The 19,179-nt window shown below is 70.2% G+C and carries 16 protein-coding genes and 2 tRNA genes; 6 read left to right on the top strand and 12 right to left on the bottom strand.

Annotation, left to right across the window (positions count from 1 at the left end; all coding sequences use genetic code 11):
• The 5 genes from BLW75_RS00605 to BLW75_RS00585 form a co-directional block, all read right to left on the bottom strand.
• Complete coding sequence (locus BLW75_RS00605; protein WP_034315049.1) at positions 1-438, bottom strand: response regulator; 438 nt, start codon at positions 436-438, stop codon at positions 1-3.
• The gene (locus BLW75_RS00600) at positions 435-1,958 is read right to left on the bottom strand and encodes a sensor histidine kinase (RefSeq protein ID WP_034315053.1); all 1,524 of its coding nucleotides are present in this window, start codon (positions 1,956-1,958) and stop codon (positions 435-437) included. The genes BLW75_RS00605 and BLW75_RS00600 overlap by 4 nt, the downstream gene beginning before the upstream one ends.
• A complete protein-coding gene (locus BLW75_RS00595) occupies positions 1,955-3,181 on the bottom strand; it encodes a PP2C family protein-serine/threonine phosphatase (RefSeq protein ID WP_034315056.1) in 1,227 nt (408 codons plus the stop codon). The genes BLW75_RS00600 and BLW75_RS00595 overlap by 4 nt, the downstream gene beginning before the upstream one ends.
• Positions 3,182-3,437: 256 nt before the next feature.
• Positions 3,438-4,421 (bottom strand): TerC/Alx family metal homeostasis membrane protein, encoded by a 984-nt coding sequence (locus tag BLW75_RS00590; RefSeq protein ID WP_034315059.1) that lies wholly within the window; start codon positions 4,419-4,421, stop codon positions 3,438-3,440.
• 159 nt (positions 4,422-4,580) lie between these two features.
• Positions 4,581-5,384: an LLM class flavin-dependent oxidoreductase gene (locus BLW75_RS00585; protein ID WP_034315201.1), complete on the bottom strand. Its 804-nt coding sequence runs from the start codon at positions 5,382-5,384 to the stop codon at positions 4,581-4,583.
• 254 nt (positions 5,385-5,638) lie between these two features.
• On the opposite strand from BLW75_RS00585, the gene BLW75_RS00580 reads away from it, so the two are divergent.
• Positions 5,639-6,073 carry an SRPBCC family protein gene (locus BLW75_RS00580; RefSeq protein ID WP_034315062.1) on the top strand — a complete coding sequence of 145 codons (435 nt, stop codon included), beginning with the start codon at positions 5,639-5,641 and terminating at the stop codon, positions 6,071-6,073.
• Here the strand turns inward: BLW75_RS00580 and BLW75_RS00575 are convergent.
• Genes BLW75_RS00575 through BLW75_RS00565 form a run of 3 tightly spaced genes read right to left on the bottom strand, consistent with a single transcriptional unit; the run spans position 6,070 to position 9,169 of the window.
• Positions 6,070-7,296, bottom strand: a complete 1,227-nt coding sequence (locus BLW75_RS00575) for a glycosyltransferase (protein WP_034315064.1) — start codon at positions 7,294-7,296, stop codon at positions 6,070-6,072. The genes BLW75_RS00580 and BLW75_RS00575 overlap by 4 nt on opposite strands.
• Positions 7,293-8,126 (bottom strand): SDR family NAD(P)-dependent oxidoreductase, encoded by an 834-nt coding sequence (locus BLW75_RS00570; protein ID WP_034315067.1) that lies wholly within the window; start codon positions 8,124-8,126, stop codon positions 7,293-7,295. The genes BLW75_RS00575 and BLW75_RS00570 overlap by 4 nt, the downstream gene beginning before the upstream one ends.
• Positions 8,123-9,169 (bottom strand): alpha/beta hydrolase, encoded by a 1,047-nt coding sequence (locus BLW75_RS00565; RefSeq protein ID WP_198935772.1) that lies wholly within the window; start codon positions 9,167-9,169, stop codon positions 8,123-8,125. Before BLW75_RS00565 ends, BLW75_RS00570 begins: the two co-directional genes overlap by 4 nt.
• Before the next feature lie 445 nt (positions 9,170-9,614).
• Here BLW75_RS00565 and BLW75_RS00560 point away from each other — a divergent pair, with 445 nt between their 5' ends.
• The 4 genes from BLW75_RS00560 to BLW75_RS00545 are packed head-to-tail and all read left to right on the top strand — an operon-like array spanning position 9,615 to position 17,737.
• Positions 9,615-10,277 (top strand): hypothetical protein, encoded by a 663-nt coding sequence (locus BLW75_RS00560; protein ID WP_034315069.1) that lies wholly within the window; start codon positions 9,615-9,617, stop codon positions 10,275-10,277.
• A 37-nt stretch (positions 10,278-10,314) separates the two neighbouring features.
• The gene (locus BLW75_RS00555; protein WP_034315072.1) at positions 10,315-12,057 is read left to right on the top strand and encodes a fatty acyl-AMP ligase; all 1,743 of its coding nucleotides are present in this window, start codon (positions 10,315-10,317) and stop codon (positions 12,055-12,057) included.
• Positions 12,054-16,250: a type I polyketide synthase gene (locus BLW75_RS00550; protein ID WP_034315074.1), complete on the top strand. Its 4,197-nt coding sequence runs from the start codon at positions 12,054-12,056 to the stop codon at positions 16,248-16,250. Before BLW75_RS00555 ends, BLW75_RS00550 begins: the two co-directional genes overlap by 4 nt.
• A complete protein-coding gene (locus BLW75_RS00545; protein WP_034315076.1) occupies positions 16,247-17,737 on the top strand; it encodes an MFS transporter in 1,491 nt (496 codons plus the stop codon). Before BLW75_RS00550 ends, BLW75_RS00545 begins: the two co-directional genes overlap by 4 nt.
• Here the strand turns inward: BLW75_RS00545 and BLW75_RS43305 are convergent.
• Positions 17,712-17,939, bottom strand: coding sequence for a VOC family protein (locus BLW75_RS43305; RefSeq protein WP_241783736.1), 228 nt, complete (start codon positions 17,937-17,939; stop codon positions 17,712-17,714). The genes BLW75_RS00545 and BLW75_RS43305 overlap by 26 nt on opposite strands.
• Positions 17,921-18,130, bottom strand: a complete 210-nt coding sequence (locus BLW75_RS43300) for a VOC family protein (protein ID WP_241783738.1) — start codon at positions 18,128-18,130, stop codon at positions 17,921-17,923. The genes BLW75_RS43305 and BLW75_RS43300 overlap by 19 nt, the downstream gene beginning before the upstream one ends.
• An 88-nt stretch (positions 18,131-18,218) precedes the next feature.
• Here BLW75_RS43300 and BLW75_RS00535 point away from each other — a divergent pair, with 88 nt between their 5' ends.
• The gene (locus BLW75_RS00535) at positions 18,219-18,824 is read left to right on the top strand and encodes a TetR/AcrR family transcriptional regulator (protein WP_034315205.1); all 606 of its coding nucleotides are present in this window, start codon (positions 18,219-18,221) and stop codon (positions 18,822-18,824) included.
• 153 nt (positions 18,825-18,977) lie between these two features.
• On the opposite strand, the gene BLW75_RS00530 is transcribed toward BLW75_RS00535, so the two are convergent.
• Together BLW75_RS00530 and BLW75_RS00525 are read right to left on the bottom strand one after the other, a co-directional pair.
• Positions 18,978-19,049 (bottom strand) — tRNA-Val (locus BLW75_RS00530).
• Between the two features lie 35 nt (positions 19,050-19,084).
• Positions 19,085-19,159, bottom strand: a tRNA-Val gene (locus BLW75_RS00525).
• Between the last annotated feature and the right edge of the window lie 20 nt (positions 19,160-19,179).

Below are 19,179 nucleotides of genomic sequence, written 5' to 3'. Positions count from 1 at the left end.
TCAGCGCGGCAGTTTCACCACGGTGACGAAGAAGTTGTCGATCTGGCGCACCACGTCGATGAACCGGTCGAAATCCACCGGTTTCGTGACGTAGGCGTTGGCGTGCAGGTCGTAACTGCGGAGGATGTCCTCTTCGGCCTCGGACGTGGTGAGCACGACGACCGGGATGGTGCGAAGTTCCGGCGACGCCTTGACCTCGCTGAGCACTTCGCGGCCGTCCTTGCGGGGCAGGTTGAGGTCGAGCAGGATCAGCCCCGGCCGTTGCGCGTCCTCGTACGGTGCTTCACGGCGCAGGAACTGCAGTGCCTGCTCGCCGTCGGGAACGACCGAAAGGGTATTGCGGATCTTGTGATGCTCGAACGCCTCCTGCGTCATGAGGACGTCGCCGGGGTCGTCCTCGACCAGCAGGATGTGGATCGGTTCCAGTGACTCGGTCATGGTCGCTCGTTTCCTTCGTCGGCATGCTGCGCTGCGGGCAGGGTGAAGCAGAAACGGGTCCCGGCCTGGACGGTGGTGTCCAGCCAGATCGTCCCGCTGTGGTGTTCGAGGATCTTGCGGCACAGGGCGAGACCGATCCCCGTACCCGGGTAGTCGCCGCGGCCGTGCAAACGCTGGAAGATCACGAAGATCCGCTCGGCATACTCGTCGTTGATGCCGATTCCGTTGTCGGTGACGGAGAAGCGCCAGTTCTCACCGTCACGCTCCGCCACGACCTCGACCTCCGGCGGGTCCTCACCGCGGAACTTGATCGCGTTGCCGACGAGGTTCTGGAAAACCGCCGTCAGGAGGGTCTTCTCGCCGCGCACCACGGGAAGTTCGCCGTGGGTGACCCGGGCACCGGACTCGGTGATCGCGTCTTCGAGGTTGCCCAGCGCGGTCGCCAGCAGGTCACCGGACTCCAGAAGGACGCTGTCCCCCGGACGGCGGCCGACGCGCGAAAAGGCGAGCAGATCGTTGATGAGCGCCTGCATCCGTTTCGCGCCGTCGACGGCGAAGCCGATGTACTGGTCCCCGCGTTCGTCCAGTTTCCCCTGATACCGCTTCTGGAGCAGCTGGCAGAAGCTGGCCACCTTGCGCAGCGGCTCCTGCAGGTCGTGCGAGGCCACGTAGGCGAACTGCTCCAGGTCCGAATTCGACCGTTCCAGCTCGCGGGTCCGGGTCACGATCAGTTCCTGCGCCCGCTCCAGCTCCGCGACTTCGTCGAGGATCCGCGACCGCAGCGACTCCACATCGGACGCGAGTTCGCGCATCTCCTTCGGACCGGAACCCCGAACCGCGCGGTGGATATCGGTCTGCGCGACGTCACGGACCTCGACGGCCAGTCCCCGGATCGGCCGGATCAGTTTCCGGTGCAGGACCAGGAAGACCAGTGCCAGTGCGCCGACGAGCAGGACCGCGATCACGATGAGCATCACGCGCAGGACGTCGGCCGAGGCGGACAGGTCGTCGCGGGCGTCCAGCCGTTCGGTCTCCAGCCGGTTCTGCAGGACGCTCAGCGAAGCACGGACCTCGTCGAACAGCGGTTTGCTCGCGTCCACCAGCTCGACGGTGGCCGGAGCGCCGGCGAGCAAGGGCTCGATGATCGTCCTGCGCCAGGCCGTGGCGGCGTTCAGCACCCGGTCCAGATCGTCGCCTGCCGCCGTCCCCGGAACGACACCGAGCCGGCGCAACTCGGCCACTGACGCGTCCTGTGCTCGCAATCCCTCCCGGTACGGCTCCAGGAATTCGCTCCGCCCGGCCAGGATGTAGCCACGGACACCGGTTTCCTGGTTCAGCATCGCGGTCGCGAGAGAGTTGGACCGCAGTACCTGCGGACCGGTGACGTCCAGCAGCCTGGCGCGCGAGTCGGTGAGGTTCGTCAAGGCCAGCGACCCGGCGACGATCGCGCCGCCGAGCAGCAGGCCGGCGATCACCCCGGACAGCGCGGCCCAGCGGCTGATCGACCAAACGGACTTCATCGGGCCGGCTCCCCGGAGTCGAACGTGAGCAGCGCCAGCGCGACGTCGTCGTCCAACGGCCCGCCGTGCAGGACGTCCATCTCACTGATCAGGTGGTCGAGCGCCGAGTCGGAACCGTCTTCGGCCTTCAGGCTGTTCAGTGCGGCGGCGGCCATCCGTTCGAGCCCGACCCGTTCCCCGCTGCCTTCGACACGTCCTTCGAAAAGACCGTCGGTGTACAGCAACAGTGACCATCGCGGCCCGATCGGCACCGTGAGCTCCTGCCAGCCGATACCCGGCACGACGCCCAGCGGCGGGCCGAGTTTCTCCCTGGACAGCAGCCTGCCGCCCGATTCGTCGATCAGGAGTGGCGGCGGATGACCGGCCAGCGCCATCTTCAGCGACCGGCGGTCCGGAGCGACCGTGATCATGCAGACGGTGGCGAACAGCGGGTCCAATGCCTCGTGTTCCAGCATTTTCTCCACCATCGCCAGGGATTCCGCCATCGGCAGCCCGGCGAGCACGACCGAACGCCACGCGATCCGCAGCGCGACACCGAGCGCCGCCTCGTCCGGACCGTGTCCGCACACGTCCCCGATGATCAGCTGGAGCGTGCCGTCGGGAAGTTCGACGGCGTCGTAGAAGTCACCACCCAGCAAGGCCCCGTTCCGCCCCGGCCGGTACCGCACGGCGAGCTTGAGGCGGGGATCGGTCACCAGCGGGGTCGGCAGCAGGCCGCGTTCGAGACGCGCGTTCTCCCTGGCCAGCAACTGATGCTGGAGCAGTTGCTGCTCGACGCGTTCGGCGCGGCTGCGCTCCCAGGAATACCGGAGGGTCCGTGCCAGGAGGCTGCCGTCGACATGCTGTTTGACCAGATAGTCCTGGGCGCCGGCACCCAGCGCCGCCACTCCGGTGGCTTCGTCCTCCTGCCCGGTCAGGACGATCACCGCGGTCGACGGAGCATGCTGCCGCAGCCTGGTCAGGCCGGTCAGGCCGGTGGCGTCCGGAAGCTGGAGATCCAGCAGTACGCAATCGGCCGTGATCCGGCGCTCGAGTGCCCGTTGGAGCGTCGTCACCCTGTCGAGTACGACCTGTTCCAGGCTGCCGGCGGCGTCGGCGAGCATCTCTTCGACCAGGAGCGCGTCGCCGTCGTCGTCCTCGATCAGCAGGACATGCAACCGGGTCGGCTGGGGCGCAGACCTACGAGGCGGAGCCTGCTCGCCGTAACGCACGGCGTTGGACACGGACAGCCACCTTTCCTCACCGGACTATCCGGCGCACGAACAGAAGACGGCTGTCTTCTCAACCTCCCGGAGCCTACCGGCTGTACCGGACATGCCGCCGGTCCGGACACCCGGCTTGTCCGCTGTCTCACGATCAGGGGCCGCGTGGCGGCCGCGGTGGCCGCATCGCCCCGAAGACCAGGAACACCGCGGTCAGAAAGAGGGCGGCGACAGTCAGTTCGAGCAGGAAACCGACGACGAGTGTGGTGATCATCGCTCACTCCTGGGGCGTCCGGTCGGCTTCACGGCGGCGTGCGTACAGGCTGGTGAACGAGACCGTGACCAGGACGGCGACGATCACGCCCAGCGAGGCCGGGGTCGGGACCTGCGGTACCGACGGCCAGATCCCGTGCGCCCAGTGCAGGACCAGCTTCACCCCGATGAAGGCGAGGATGATCGCGAGGCCGTGGTTCAGATGGACCAGTTTCGCGAGTGCCGAGTGGAGCACGAAGTACAAGGCGCGCAAGCCCATCAGCGCGAAGGCGTTGGTGGCGAACACGAGGTACGGGTCTTCGGTGATGCCGTAGACCGCGGGCACCGAATCGACCGCGAACACCACGTCGGTGGCGAACACCGCGACGACCACGACCGCCAGCGGGGTGAGCGCGCGGCGCCCGTGTTCACGCACGGTGAGCCGGGTGCCGCGATAGTCGTCGGTGACCGGCATCAGCCGTCGCAGCAACCGGACCGACCGCAGCTGCGAAAGATCCAGCTCGTCCTTGCCGCCGGACATGGCCTCGCGCAGGATCTTGATCGCCGAGACGAGCAGGATCACGCCGAACACGAGGAACGCCCAGGTGCCCGCCGACAACATCGCCGCGCCGGCCGCGATGAACACGCCGCGAAGCACCAGCGCGCCCACGATGCCGTACAACAGCACGCGTTGCTGCACGGCCGCGGGGACCGCGAAGGCGGCGAGCAGCAGCATGAAGACGAACAGGTTGTCGACCGACAGGGACTTCTCGACCACGAAACCCGTCATGAACTCGAGCGCCTGGCCGCCACCGAACTCGAGCCACAGCCAGAGCCCGAACACGACCGGGAGCGCGAGGTAGAAGACCGACCACCCGACGGCCTCCCGCATCGACACCTCGTGGGGACGGCGGGTCACCACGAAATCGGCGACGAGCAGGGCGAGCAGGACGGCGATGCTGATCGCCCACAACCCCGGCGATCCCACGGTTGCCACGGACTCGGGCATGAAGCCTCCTCGAACTCGAAGTTCGAGGTCTCCTTCACCCCTGCGGGGCGGTCTCCCGGGGACACCAGCGGAGCGTCCGTATTGACCGGGCAGACCTTTGGGAAGTACTCCCCTCGCCGGTCCAGTATCGCACTTGGTAAAGAGTTGTTAAAGGGCGGGTCAAGCCGGGCCCTCCCGCAAGACGCCGCGCACCGCGTCGACCGACAGGTCGTCCCACGGAAATTCGGCCATCCACCAGGTCGCGCCCGCCCGTTCGTAGGGCGCGAGATCCGTGCCCGCGGGGACGCCGATGGCGAAGTCGTACGGCTTCCCGTCACCCTCGCGCAGCGCGGTGATCTTCTCGACCGCCTCGGCGAACTCGTCCGCGTGCGGCAGGTTCACGGGGAAGAACCCGTCGTACCGTGCGGCCCTGCGCATCGGCTTCGCCTTCCCGGGGAAGCCCGCCAGCCACACGGGGATCGGCCGCGCCGGCCGAGGCAGGAAGGTGACGTCGTCGACCGTGTAGTGCACGCCGTGGTGCCGCACGGGCTCCCCCGACCAGGCGGCGGTGAGGATCTCGAGCGACTCGTCGAGCATCTCGCCTCGTTTGCGATCGTCCACTTCGTCGCCGGTCTTCGAGAACTCCCCGCCGAAGCGATCGCTGCCGAGCCCCGCGCCGAGGATCAGCCTTCCCCTGCTCAGCTGGTCGAGGGTGGCCGTCTCGCGGGCGAGCTTGACCGGACGGCGGCGGGCCAACGGCGTGACCATCGGACCGATGGCGAGGTTCTCGGTGGCGGACGCGACGGCGGCGAGGGTGATCCACGGATCGGCGACCGCCCGCACCGGCTCATTCCACCGGACGTGGTCCCACACGAACAGGCCGTGCCAGCCCGCTTCCTCGGCTTCGGCGGCGAGACGCGCGATGATCGCCGGATCGGCCAGTTCGTCGAAAATCGGCAGCCAGAGTGCCGAGCGCAGAGTCATGACCTCGACCGTACGGACCGGCACCGACACTCGCGGCGAGTTCCGGACGTGCGCCAAGCCGTAACTCGCGTGCTTCCAGCCGTAACTCGCGTGCTTGGAGGCGTAACACACGGCACCACGCGAGTTACGCCTTCAAGCACGCGAGTTACGCCTCTGATCACGCGAGTTACGCCTCAGCGCTTGACATGACCCCTAAAATTCAACCAGTACGTTGATTAACCTCTTGGTTGATTGCCCCTGCGGAAGAGACTTCGATGACCGACCTGACGATCACCCGCCTCCTCGACGCTCCCCGCGAGCTCGTCTTCCGCGTCTGGACCGACCCGGACCACCTCGCGCAGTGGTGGGGCCCAATCGGGTTCACTGCCACTTCCTGCACCGTCAATCTCACCGAGGGCGGCAAGTGGCGCATCTGTATGAGCGACGGCGAGACCGACCTGTGGGCGTCGGGCGTCTACCACGAGATCGTCCCGCCGGAGCGGCTTGTCTTCAGCTTCGCCTGGGAGGAGCCGGAAGGCTCCCGCGGGCACGACACGCTCGTCACGGTCACCCTCTCCGACCTCGACGGGAAAACCGAGATGTCGTTCCACCAAGCGATCTTCGAGACCGTGGCGGAACGCGACAGCCACAACGAAGGCTGGCAGTCCTGCTTCAGCCGCCTCGTCACCCACCTCGCGGAGCAACGCTAGGTCACTTCCCGCAGGACGTCCCGCGCCCGCGCCACCCCGTCCTCCTCCCGCAGCCGCCCGGCGACGTACTGCGCACCGCGCCGGAACAGCAGGTTGCCGGACAGCTCAAGCAGCCGCGCGGTCAACGAGTCCGCCGTGAGATCCCGCAGCGGCAACGGTCGCGGCCCCGCGCCGAGCCGGAACACCCGGTCGCCCCAGTACGGCTGATCGGAGAACACCGGGCAGATCAGCGAAGGCACGCCCGCGCGCAACGCGGCCGCGGTCGTGCCCGCGCCGCCGTGGTGCACGACCGCGGCGGTGCGCGGGAACAGCCACGCGTGCGGGACGTCGCCGATCGTCAGCAGATCATCGTCGTCGGAGGCGGCATCGGTACCGAGCAGGCCGCGCAGCCCCGCGCGGCGCAACGCCGTGCGGACCGCGGCGAAAATCCGCTCCGCCTCCGACGGCCGCATGCTGCCGAAACCGACGTACACCGGAGGCGGCCCGGACGCGAGGAAATCCCGCAGGCGTGCGTCCGGCCGCCAAGCGGCGGGCGCCTCGAGAAACCAGTACCCCGTGACGTGCACCCTCGCGGGCCAATCCTTCGGCCGCGGCACGACCGCGTCGGAAAAACCGCACAGCACCGGGGTTTCCGAGCGCCGGGGTCCGCGGAGTCCTGCCGCGGGCAGGCCAAGTGACCGCTCGCGCCACCGGTCCACCTCCGGCCTCAGCACCTGCCAGGCGACGGCGTCGACAGCGTGGAAACTCAACCGCCTGCCGCATGGCCCGGCCTTGGCGGCCCACGGCACCAGCGGATGCGCGAACGCCCGGGTCGGCACGCTGGGCTGGTAGTGCAGCTCGATGTGAGGGACACCGAGCGAGGCACCCAGATGCGTGCCGAGAAATCCGAGCGTCGGGGCGAGAACGAGATCAGCCCCGGCCGCTCCCTCGCGGACATCGGCGAGCAGACGCTCCATCACCGGCGCGAGGGCACCGCGCAGCCCGCGCAGGAAGGCCGCGGGCGTGCGTCCCTCGGTCCATTCGCGTCCCCCGTCCGAACCGAGGATCTCGCTCGGGTCGGCGGAGAGCGGCGCGAAATCCAGACCGTGCCCGGTCACCAAAGTGCGGAACCGCTCGGCCGCCAGCACCCGCACCCGATCACCGTCGAGACCACACCCCAAGGCGATGCACGGCTGGACGTCTCCGCGGGAACCCGGAGCGACGATCACGACCTGCCGGCTCATCGCTTCGCCGCCGTCAACCGGTAGCGGAGGCGGAACGGCAGTTTCGCCAGTACCGCCGCGACATGCGCGTCCCTGCCGACCAAATACCGCGGCGCGACCCGCCGGGCGGTCAGCGCGTGGACGACGACCCGTGCTGCGCGCTCGGGCGGCACACCGTTCCGCGCGGACCGCTCCGCACTGCGTTCGGCCTCGTCCAGTTGCGCCGCATACCTCTCCCGCGCGGCTTCCGGCAGGGCGGCGCGCACCTCTTCGGCGGCGGCGCGGGCACGAGGCCAGATCGACGTGGCGACGGCACCGGGCTCGACGAGGACGACGCCGATCCCGGAAGGGGCCAGTTCGGCGCGCAGGCTGTCGGTCAAGCCGACCAGGGCGAACTTCGACGTGTGATACGGCCCGACCATCGGCCCGGCGATCCGCCCGCCCATCGACCCGACCGTCACCACCCTGGCGGCGGGCGCGGCGCGCAGCGCGGGCAGCATCGCCTGCGTGACGGCCAGCTGACCGGTGACGTTGACCTCCAACTGCTGCCGGAAGTCTTCGAGCGGGACGTGTTCCAGCGGTCCCGGCCTGGCCATCCCCGCGTTGTTCACCAGACCACGGAGCGGACCCGCCGCCGCGACCATCTCACCACACGCCGCGATCGACTCCGGATCGCGGAGATCCATCCGCAGTACGGTGACGGCCTCGCCGTGAACACGGGCGAGTTCCGTTTCGTCCGCGTCGGTGCGCACGCTGGCCCAGACGTGGGCGCCCCGCCGGACGAGTTCGGTCACGCACGCCCGGCCGATCCCGCTCGACGCTCCGGTGACCACAAAGGACGGACGGGTCACGACGCCTCCCCCGCCTTCACCGGTGCGGACAGCGACCGCAGCATCCTCGGCCAGGTCTTGTGCAGCTGGTCCTGCCAGTACGCCCAGTGATGCGTGCCCGGCCCGTAGAAGTCCGTCATGACCGGGACGCCGAGCCGGTTCAGCCGGTCCGCCATCGCGGTGGTCTGGCCGGAGCACAGGAATTCGAGCAGCATCGCGCCGGGCAGCACGTCGATCGGGAGCTTCCCGTCGAACGGCCCCGGCAGGCCGTTGCCCGTGGACAGGTACAGCTCGGTGCCGCGGAGGCGGTCGGCGTTCACCAGCGGATCGTGCGCGTCCCAGCGAGAGGACTCGCGCCGCCGGTCGCCCCAGAGCGCTTCGGGATCCTGACGGGCCGAGGCGACGATCGCACTGGTCAGCAGCTCGCCGTACGGGCCGGTGGGGTTGAGATTGCCACTGAACGACCCGGCGAAGCGGAACACTCCCGGCCGCCGGGCGGCGAGTTCCACCGCGCCGTATCCGCCGAGCGAGAGCCCCGCCGCGACCCGTCGTCCGTCCCCGCGATAGCCACGGTCGATCAGCTGCGGGATCTCGACCGCCGTGAACGTCTCCCACTGATTGAGCACCACGTCCTTTCCGTAATTCCACCAGTCGGAATAGAACCCGGCGGAACCGGAACCCGGCATCACCACCAGCGCGCCGGCGTCGTCGGCGAGTTTCCGGATGTCGGTATTGGCGGTCCAGCCGCGGTAGTCCTGCAGGCGGGTCTCCCCGGCGAGCAGATACACCGCCGGCCACTTTCGCTCCGGTTCGGCTTCCCACCGCGACGGCAGGATCAGCCGGACCATCGCGTAACTCCCGACCCCGACCGAGCGCACGGTGAGATCCAGCATCCGCGGGTCACCGTCCACAGTGGTCTGGGCGACGACGTGCGAGCCGTCGTCGGCACGGGCGTCCGGGATCCCGCTTTCGGCCCGCGCAGGTGCCGCGGCGACGCTCGGCAGCAAGCACGCCGCGACCGCCAGCGACGCGACGGCCCGCAGCCGCCTCGAAGTAGTGCGCATACGTAATCCTTTGTCCCGGTCGTTCGATCGAATTCGAAAATGTGACGGCGATTACCCGAGAAAGAAATCGAAGGTGGCGACACGGTAAGCGGACGGACCCCTTCCAGGCAATTGTCCTGCCCACAATCCGGGAGGACAATATGAATGCCAGGGAAACAAGAAATGCCTCCGCATCCCCCATCAGGGTGACCCGTCGCTCACGGACAGTGAAGAACTGTGGCACGGGAGTACCAGACCGGCTCGCACACCAGCGAAAATTCCGAAATCCGCAGCTCACACCCTGTACACGAAGGACATTTACGTTCTCTTGACACCTTCCGGTATTCGATTTCCCGTCGTAGCCTTCGTCGTGCCGCCCGGGTTCGGCGTCCCCTCACGCGACCCGGCGCCCCGTGTCCCACCGAAGGGACCAGACCCCATCAGGACCCTTCCGAAAGGGCTATTCATGGCTGCCCGAATTCGCGCGCTCATCCTGTCCGCCGTCGCCTTGGCGACCATTTCCGGCGCATCCGGAGAATCGATTCAGGCGGCACCCGCTCAGCCTTCCCCCAATGTGCCGCCGGCCGCCCTGCTGCCGCCGGAACTCGTCCCCGGCGCGTCCGCGCGTGACGGTTTCGACGTGGCGTCGGCACTGTCCACCTCGGACCGCGGGCGGAGCGGCAGGGTCGACGTCGGAGGATGCGAGGACGTCGTTCACGGCAGGCTGATCGGCGCCGGCGCCACCGGCCAAGGCTTCCAGTCCGCCGTGCCCGGCGGCCAGGTCTCCGAACTGGTCGCGCGTACGACGAACCCACCCGATCTGACGGCATGGGCCGGTCAGGCCGGGCGGTGCTCGAAGGTGACGGTCGACGACGCGGCCGGTACCGCGGTGTCGACCGTCACCGTCCATCCCGCTCCCGTCGTTCCGGGAGCGAAAACCCTTTCCTACCAACAACTCCTGACGCTACCCGGACAGCCCCCCGAGCTGCCGGGACTGCGTCTGCGCACCGTCGCCATCGCCGCCGACGACGTACTGGTCGTGCTTCGTGACGCCGGAACGACCGGCCTCGATCTCGACGCCCTCGCCGTCGACGCCTGGCGGCACGCCGCCGGTCCGCTCGGCCGCTGATCCCCGCACCACCCCCGCCGAACCCCGAGGAGACGCCATGTCCCTGGCCCCCGAAAACCTGCCCGCCACGGCCGCCCCCACCCTCCCCGCCTGCCTCCGGCATTGGGCGGACGCCGACGGCGACCGGCCCGCGCTGACCTTCGCCGACTTCGCGACCGATCGCGCCGGACGCCGGAAGACGTTGAGCTGGAAGCAGCTCCAAGAGCGCGTCGACGCCGTCGCGGCGGCCTTGCCGGTCGGGCCCGGTGACCGGGTGGCGGTGCTGTGCCCGCAGAGCGCCGATTACGTCGTCGCCTTCCTCGGCGCGATCACCGCGGGTGCGATCGCCGTGCCGCTGTTCGACCCCGGGCTGCCCGGGCACGCCGGACGGCTCGCCGCGGTGCTGACCGACTGCTCCCCAACCGCGGTGGTCACCACGTCCGCGTCGGTGGACGCGGTCCGCGAGTTCCTGGTGGGCCTTCCCGGCGGCGAAGACGTCGCCGTCGTCGCGGCCGACAAGCCCACCCCCGGACCCGGCCGCGCGTGGCCCGCCCCGGCCCCGGCGCCGGACGACGTGGCGTACCTGCAGTACACGTCCGGTTCCACCCGCAGTCCGGCGGGAGTGGTGCTGACCCACGAGAACGTGCTCGCCAACGTCAGCCAGGCGGTGCACGGTCTCGGGATCGACCCGGCCGGGACCACGGTGTCGTGGCTGCCGCTGTTCCACGACATGGGTCTCGTCCTCGGCCTGATCACGCCGCTGGCCATGGGCATGCGGTCGGTGCTGATGGACCCGCTGGCCTTCATCGAGCGCCCGGTGCGCTGGCTGGAGTTGCTCGGCGACCACAACGCGAGCTGGAGCGCCGCTCCGAACTTCGCGTTCCACTACGCCGCGAGCCGGGTGCGCGAGGAAGACCGCGCCAAGCTCCGCCTCGACCGCGTCGCCGCGATCGTCAACGGCGCCGAGCCGATCAACCCCGGAGTGCTCGACCGGTTCCATGACACCTTCGCCGAATCCGGGTACACCCCGGACAAGACGCGGCCCGCGTACGGGCTGGCCGAGGCGACCGTCTTCGTCACCACCGGCCCCGGCGTCCCCCCGCGGGTCACGACGTTCGACCGCGTCGCGCTGGGCGCGGGAACGGCACGGCAGGCGGACGACGGGCTCCGGCTCGTCGCCTGCGGTGTCCCGGTGGGGCAGCACGTCGCGCTGGTCGACCCGGAAACCGGCGTCGCGCTCGAAGACGGCGCGGTCGGCGAGATCTGGGTCCACGGCCCCAACGTCGGCACCGGCTACTGGCAGAAACCGTTGGAGAGCACCGAAACCTTCGGCGCCCGGTTGACCGGCGACCACGGGGATCTGCCGGTGGGTCCGTGGCTGCGCACCGGCGACCTCGGCGTCCGCCACGACGGCGAGGTCTACATCGCGGGACGGATCAAGGATCTGCTCATCGTCGACGGCCGCAATCACTACCCGCAGGACGTCGAAGCGACCGCCGCCTCGGCCGACCGCGACATCCGCCCCGGCAGTGTCGCCGCGTTCGCCGTCGAGGGCACCGACACCGAAGCCGCGGTGGTCGTCGCCGAGCACCGCGGTCACAGCGCGCTGACCACGGAGGACGAACGCGCCCTCGCCGTGTCGATCCGGCGGCTGGTCTCCGACGCGCACGGCCTCGCCCTGCGTGACGTCGTGCTCGTCCCGGCGGGGCTGGTCCCGCGGACCTCCAGCGGCAAGATCGCGCGGAGCGCCTGCCGCGACCGCTACCTCGCCGGCGATTACGGAAAGGCCTTGGTGCGATGAGAAACCCGACGTTCGACACCCCGGCGCTGCGCCGCTGGCTGCTCGACACCGTCGCCGGGCACACCGGCGTCGACGTGGCCCGGCTCGAAGCCGACCGCCCGCTCAGCGACTACGGCCTGTCCTCCCGCCAGGCCGTCGGCATCGCCGCCGACCTCGAAGAACTGCTCGGCACCCCGCTTCCGGCCACGCTGCTGTGGGAAAGCCCGACCATCGATCACCTTGCCCGCTCGCTCACCGGCGGCACGGAGCCCGAACCGGAGCAGACGGGCACCGACCGTCGCCGGACCGACCCGATCGCCGTCGTCGGCCTCGGCTGCCGCTGGCCGGGCGCGGACGGCCTCGACGAGTTCTGGGATCTGCTGCGCAGCGGACGGGACGCCGTCCGGACCGCACCACCCGGCCGATGGGACGCCGACGCGGCCCCGATCGTCGGCGGCTTCCTCGACGACGTGGCCGGTTTCGACGCCGACCACTTCGGCATCACCCCGCGCGAGGCGTCCACGATGGACCCGCAACAGCGGATGCTGCTGGAGGTCGCCTGGGCCGCGCTCGAACACGCGGGGATCGCCCCGGCCTCCCTGCGCGGCAGCCGGACCGGCGTGTTCACCGGGATCTCGACCCACGACTACGGGCATCTCACGATGTCGCGCGGAGGCGTCGATCTCTGGACCGCGACCGGTGCGGCCGGGAGCATCGCGGCCAACCGGCTCTCCTACGTCTACGACCTGCGCGGGCCGAGTATGGCGGTGGACACCGCCTGCTCCTCGTCGCTGGTCGCGGTGCACCACGCGGTGCGAGCACTGCGCGACGGCGAGGCGGATCTGGCCTTGGCCGGCGGGGTGAACCTCATGCTGCTGCCCGGTCCGACCGCCGCGTTCGCCGCCGCCGGCCTGCTCGCCGGGGACGGGCGGTGCAAGACGTTCGCCGCGGAGGCCGACGGTATCGCGCGTGCCGAGGGCTGCGGCGTCGTCGTGCTCAAGCGGCTGGCGGACGCCGAGTACGACGGTGACCGGGTCCTGGCGGTGATCCGCTCCACCGCGGTCAACTCCGACGGCCGGTCACAGGGGATGGCGGCTCCGAATCCCATCGCCCAGCAGGACATGCTGCGCACGGCGTACCACGGCGCCCGGCTCGATCCGTCCACTGTGGACTACGTCGAGGCGCACGGCACCGGCACCTTGCTCGGTGACCCGATCGAGGCCCGCTCGCTCGGCGCCGTGCTCGGCAAGGACCGCCCGGCCGACGCCCCGCTGCTGATCGGCTCGGTGAAGACGAACATCGCGCACGCGGAGGCGGCCGCGGGGATCGCCGGGCTGATCAAGGTCGTCCTCGCGATGACCAGGGACGAACTTCCGCCACAGCTGCACTTCACCGCTCCCAATCCGCACATCCCGTTCGACGACCTGCGACTGAAGGTGGTCACCGAGCCGACGCCGTGGCCACGCCACTCCGGCCGCGCCACGGCGGGAGTGTCGGCGTTCGGGTTCGGCGGGACCAACGCGCACGTCGTGCTCGAACAGGCGCCGGCGCTGGAACCGGTGCCGGATCGCGCCGACGTCCGGATCGGGCTGCTGTCCGCCCGCACCCGCGACCGCCTCACCGAACGGGCGACGCAGCTGGCGAACTGGCTGGATTCCACGTCGTCGCTTTCGCTCGCCGACGTCACCCACACGTTGTCCCGGCGTGACAACGGCGGACCGCACCGGGCCGCCGTCGTGGCGGGCGACACCGCCGAACTGGCGGTCCTGCTGCGCGCCGTCGGTTCCGGCGCCGATCCGCTGCCCGCGGGCGCCGTCACCGGCACCGCGGGGAGCGCCGACGGCCCGGTCTTCGTGTTCTCCGGTCACGGCTCGCAGTGGCCGGGTATGGGGCAAGGACTCTTGCGCGCCGAACCCGCGTTCGCCGCGCAGGTCGACAAGTTGCACGACCTGTTCACCGAGCACACCGGCCGCTCGCTGCGGGCACTGCTCACCAGCACGGATCCCCTGTCCCTGCCCGAAACCCAGACGGCCATCTTCGGGATACAGGTCGCGCTGGCCGCCCAGTGGGAAGCGCTCGGGGTCCGGCCCTCGGCCGTCGTCGGGCACTCGCTCGGCTCCGCGGCCGCCGCCGTGGTGAGCGGCGTGCTCACCCCCGACGAGGCCGTCCATCTGGTCGCGACCCGCGCCCGGCTCCTGGGCACTCTCGGCCCGGGTGGCGCGATGGCGGCGGTCGAATTGGCGCCCGAGGAACTGGAGCTGTACCCCGACATCGAACTCGCCGTCGAATCCGCGCCGGGGCAGCTGACCGTGGCCGGGGACGCGACCGTGCTCGACCTGCTCGTCGCGGAACTCGAAGCCGCCGGGTTGACCGCGCGACGGCTGCCGGTCGAGGTCGCCGGGCATTCCGCCCGTGTCGACCCGGTGTTGCCCGCGCTCCGGGAGGCGCTCGTCGAACTGGGCGGCCGCCGTCCGACGGTGCCTTGGTACGACACGGTTCTGGCCGATCCGCGGGAATTACCGGACTTCGACGCCGGGTACTGGGCCGCGCATCTGCGCCGTCCGGTGCGGTTCCGGCAGGCCGTGGCGGCCGCCGCCGCGGACGGGCACCGCGTCTTCCTCGAGGTGTCGCCACATCCGATCCTGCGGGGCTCGGTGGCGAGGACGCTCGAAGCCGAGGGCGTCCAAGACGCCCTCGTCACCGGAACCCTGCGCCGAGGCCAGGACGAGGTCCGCACGCTGGGCGCCGCCGCGGCCGAGTTGTACTGCGCGGGCACCCGCATCACGACAGCCGATCCCGGCGACGGTGCCCGGCTGGTCGACGTCCCGCCGATGCCGTGGCGGCACGAACGCCACTGGTACACCACCGCCGAGGAACCGCCGTCGTTCGCGGCACGGACACCGGACCCCGAACCGGTGCCGACCGCCGGCGGCGACCGGCTGACGGAGATCGTCGCCGCCGTCATGGGGCTGCGTCCCGACCGCCTCGACGCCGACGTCCCGCTGGTGGAACTCGGGCTGGATTCCCTGATGGCGAACCGGATCAAGGAGACCGTCCGCCGGGAGTTCGGTACGGAACCCGACGCTGTCAAGGTGCTCCGCGGCGCCACCCTCGCCGATCTCAGCCGCGATCTCGCCCCCAGGGAGAACGAGGAACCACTGCCGTCCCGGGGTCGCGCCTGGGACGCGGCGGATCGCCTGGTCTTACGTCTGTGGCAGGAGCACACCGGGATCGAGGCGACCGGCACGCACGTTCGGCTGACCGAGACCGGCACACCCGACCGGCTGGCCGAACTGCTCGCCGAAGGGCTCAGCACCGAACTCGACACCCCTGTCACCGCCGCCGAACTCCGACGGCACGACTCGCTCGCGGCGATCGCCGACGTCGCTCGCGCCATCCTCGACACGAGGGAGGAGCGGGGTCCGGTGCACCTCCTCGCTCCCGGCGAAGCGGGAGTCGCGCCTCTGCTGCTGTTCCACCCCGGCGGCAGTACCTGCACCGTGTACCGGCCGCTGCTGGACCGGCTGCCCACCTCGGTGCCGTGCGTCGGGTTCGAACGCGTTCCCGGGGTCAGCATCGAGGACCGTGTCGAGCGGTTGCTGCCGCTGGTACGGGAACAGCGCCGCGACCGGCCGTACCGGCTGGCGGGATGGTCGTTCGGCGGGGCGCTGGCCTACGGCGTCGCCGCGCGGCTCGCCGAGGAAGGGGAAGAGGTCGAGTTGGTCGCGCTGATCGACACCATGCTCCCGCTCCCGGAGCCGGACCTCGACCCGAGGGCGTCGTCCGCCCGGCGGTTCCTGCGGTTCACCGGCTATGTCGAGGGCACCTACGGCCGCGAAGTGCGGCTAGGCCACGAGGAGCTGGCGCCGCTGCCCGAAGAGCAGCAGATCGAGCTCACCATGCAGCGCGTCGCCGAGGCCGGCTTGCTCAGCCCCGGCGTGCTCCGGCACCAGCGTCAGTCCTTTTTGGACACACTGGCGGCCGAACGCGGTACGCCCCGCCGTTACGACGGGCGGGTCGTGCTCTACCGGGCGACCGAACAGTACGCGGCCGGGCTGGCGATGGAACCCCGATACTCGCGCACGGATCTCGCGGCGGGCTGGGCGGAGCTGTGCCCGGGACTGGAGATCGTGCCGGTCGAGGCGCATCACCTGTCGGTCGTCGACCCGCCCTGCGTCGATGTCGTGGCGAGGCATCTGACGGGACTCCTGTGACCACGGCCCGGGCCGAGCGAGCGGTCGACCGCGCCTGGCCGCTGCTGGCGATACTCGGCGCCGGGCTCTTCCTCGTGGCGGTCGACGCGACCGTGCTGCACGTCGCGTTGCCCGACCTCGTCCGGCAGTTGCGGCCCGGCGCGTCGGCTCAGGTGTGGATCGTGGCGATCTACCCGCTGACCGCCGCGCCGCTCCTGCTGCCGTTCGGCACCCTCGGTGACCGGTACGGACGGCGTCGCGTGCTGGTCGCCGGGTACGTCGTGTTCGGGCTCGCGTCGCTCGGCTGCGCGTTCGCGCCGAACGTCCCGGCATTGCTGGCGTTCCGCGCGTTGCTCGGCTGTGGCGGCGCGATGATCATGCCGGTGACGATGTCGCTGCTGCGCGAACTGTTCCCGGAGCAGCGGCCTCGCCGCACGGCGATCGCGGTGTGCAGCGGGATCGCCGGCACCGGATCGGTGTTCGGGCCGATCCTCGGCGGAGTGCTCGTCGAGGCGTGGGGCTGGCGTGCGACGTTCCTGCTGAATCCGCCGGTGATCCTGGCGGCGGTGGTGCTGGCGCTGCGGTGGCTTCCCCGGAATCCGCCGGGCCGGGGCTCGTGGGACGCGCTCAGCGCCACCCTCGCCGCGGGCGGTGTCCTCGGGGTCGCTTTCGCCGTCGGGCATCCGGGCGCGTGGCCCACCGCCGTCGCCTCCGGCGTGACCGGCTGTGTCCTCATCGGACTGTTCCTGCGCCGCCAGCGCCGGACCGATCCGCCGCTGCTGGACCTCACCCTGTTCCGGCGGCCGGGCGTGCGGGCCGCGGTGGGCGGGGTGCTGCTGGTGATGAGCACACTCGTCGGGCTCGGTCTGCTGTTCGCCCAGTACCTGCAGGTGGTGCTCGGGCTTTCGCCCACCGCGGCGGCGGGCCGGTTGCTCCTGGTGCTGGGCGCTTCGGCAGTCGGCAGTGTCGTGACCCCGTCGATGCTGGGACGCTTCGGCAACGCCCGGGTCCGCACGGCCGGGTTCACCGTCGCGGCGGTGTCGTTGCTGGTCCCGGCGGCGGGGCCGGCCGCGCTGACGTCACCGGTACTGCTGGGTGCCGGGCTGACCGGGCTGGGCCTGGGGATGGCGCTCGCGCTCACGTCGAGCACCGACACCCTGCTTTCGGCGACCTCGGCGGACCAGGCAGGCGGCGCCGCCGCGGTCGAGAAGACGGGCTACGAACTGGGCGCCGGCTTCGGGACGACGGTGTTCGGCTCCCTGGCCGCCGCGGTGTACGCGGGGCACTTGGCCGTCCCGTCCGGCGTGCCGGAACAGGCGCGGTTGCTCGCTCTGTCGGGACCGGCTCAGGCAGAGACAGCCACGTCGGGTCTCTCCTCGCGATTAGCCGGCGAATTGCACGATGCCGCGAAGGCCGCCTGCACCACAGGGCTGCAAGTGTCGGCGGCTGTCGCTTGTGGACTGTTCGTGGTGGCCGTCGTCGTCAGCGCGGGCGCGCCTCGTCGGTGAACTGCCCGGCGAAGTCCCCGGTCGGCGGAATCTCCTGGATCACGTCGATCAGCACGCCGTTGGGGTCGGCGACGATGAAGTGCCGCTGCCCGAAGTCCTCGCTCCGCAGGGAAAGCGCCTCGGGCAGCCCCGCGTCCACGACCAGCCGCCGGTGCTCGGCGTCGACGTCTTCGACCTCGAAGTTCAGCAAGAGTCCCTGCACGGTTCACCCGCTCCGGCGGGAATGGTGTCGTGCCCGGAGGCGAGGATCGCCAGTTCCCAGTCACCGCGTTTGAGGCTGACGTACCAGTCGGCCTCGAAGGTGAGCTCGAAGCCGAAGTGGTCGCGGTAGAAGTCCCGTGTCTCGGCGATCTTCTCGGTCATGAGAACGGGGTAGAAGCTGGTCAGACGCATGATGCCACCTTGCTCGCGAACAATACCGACCGTCGGTTTGTTTTTTTGAAGTTAGCCAACCGACGGTCGGTATGTCAAGATGCGGGCCATGGCCCGCACGAAGCAGCAGCAACGCGAAGAGACGATGGAGGCGTTGACCGCCACCGCCCGGCGGCTGTTCGCCGAGCACGGCTACGGCAAGGTCGGGCTGGAGACCATCGCGCAGACCGCGGGCGTGAGCAAAGGCGCGCTCTACCACCACTTCAGCAGCAAGGCGGAACTGTTCCGGCACGTGCTGGGCGTCGTGCAGCACGACGTCGGCGAACAGATCGCGCGGGCCGCGGACGCCGCGCCGGATTCGTGGGCCGGGCTACTCGCCGGCTGCCGCACGTTCCTCACCGCGGCGACCGATCCGGAGACCCAGCAGATCATGCTGCTCGACGGTCCTTCCGTGGTCGGCTGGCAGGACTGGCGCGAACTGGACGCGGAGTCGTCCGCCCGCCACCTCGCCGAAGCCCTGACCGAGCTGATGACCGAGGGCGTCCTGGCGAAGCGGCCCGTCGAACCGTTGGTACGCCTGCTTTCCGGCGCGATGAACGAGGCCGCCGTCTGGCTCGCCCACTCCCCCGACCCGGAGGCCGACCTCGCCGCGACCATGGAGACGCTGACGCCGATGATCGAGGCATTGAGGCTTCCGGGCTCGTTGCCCGCTTGAGGAAGGGGTTGCGAAAGTGGCTTTCGCAACGTCGACCGGGGCCGCGGCCGCGACATCACCGCGCGCTCCAGGCCTCATTACGTGTGCAGCTGCCCGACCAGCTCACGAGACGCGAAAAGGCCCCACCCTCGCCGGGTGGGGCCTTCACTGCGGTGGGCGATACTGGGATCGAACCAGTGACCTCTTCGGTGTGAACGAAGCGCTCTCCCCCTGAGCTAATCGCCCGCGGTACGAACTTCGGTTCACCGGGGAAGCGAACCTGGTGCGCGATACTGGGATTGAACCAGTGACCTCTTCCGTGTCAGGGAAGCGCTCTCCCGCTGAGCTAAACGCGCGTGGCGTTTCGTTCGTACTG

It is taken from the genome of Amycolatopsis lurida, from assembly GCF_900105055.1.
Classification (GTDB): domain Bacteria; phylum Actinomycetota; class Actinomycetes; order Mycobacteriales; family Pseudonocardiaceae; genus Amycolatopsis; species Amycolatopsis lurida.
This window is presented reverse-complemented; position numbering and strand designations above follow the sequence as displayed.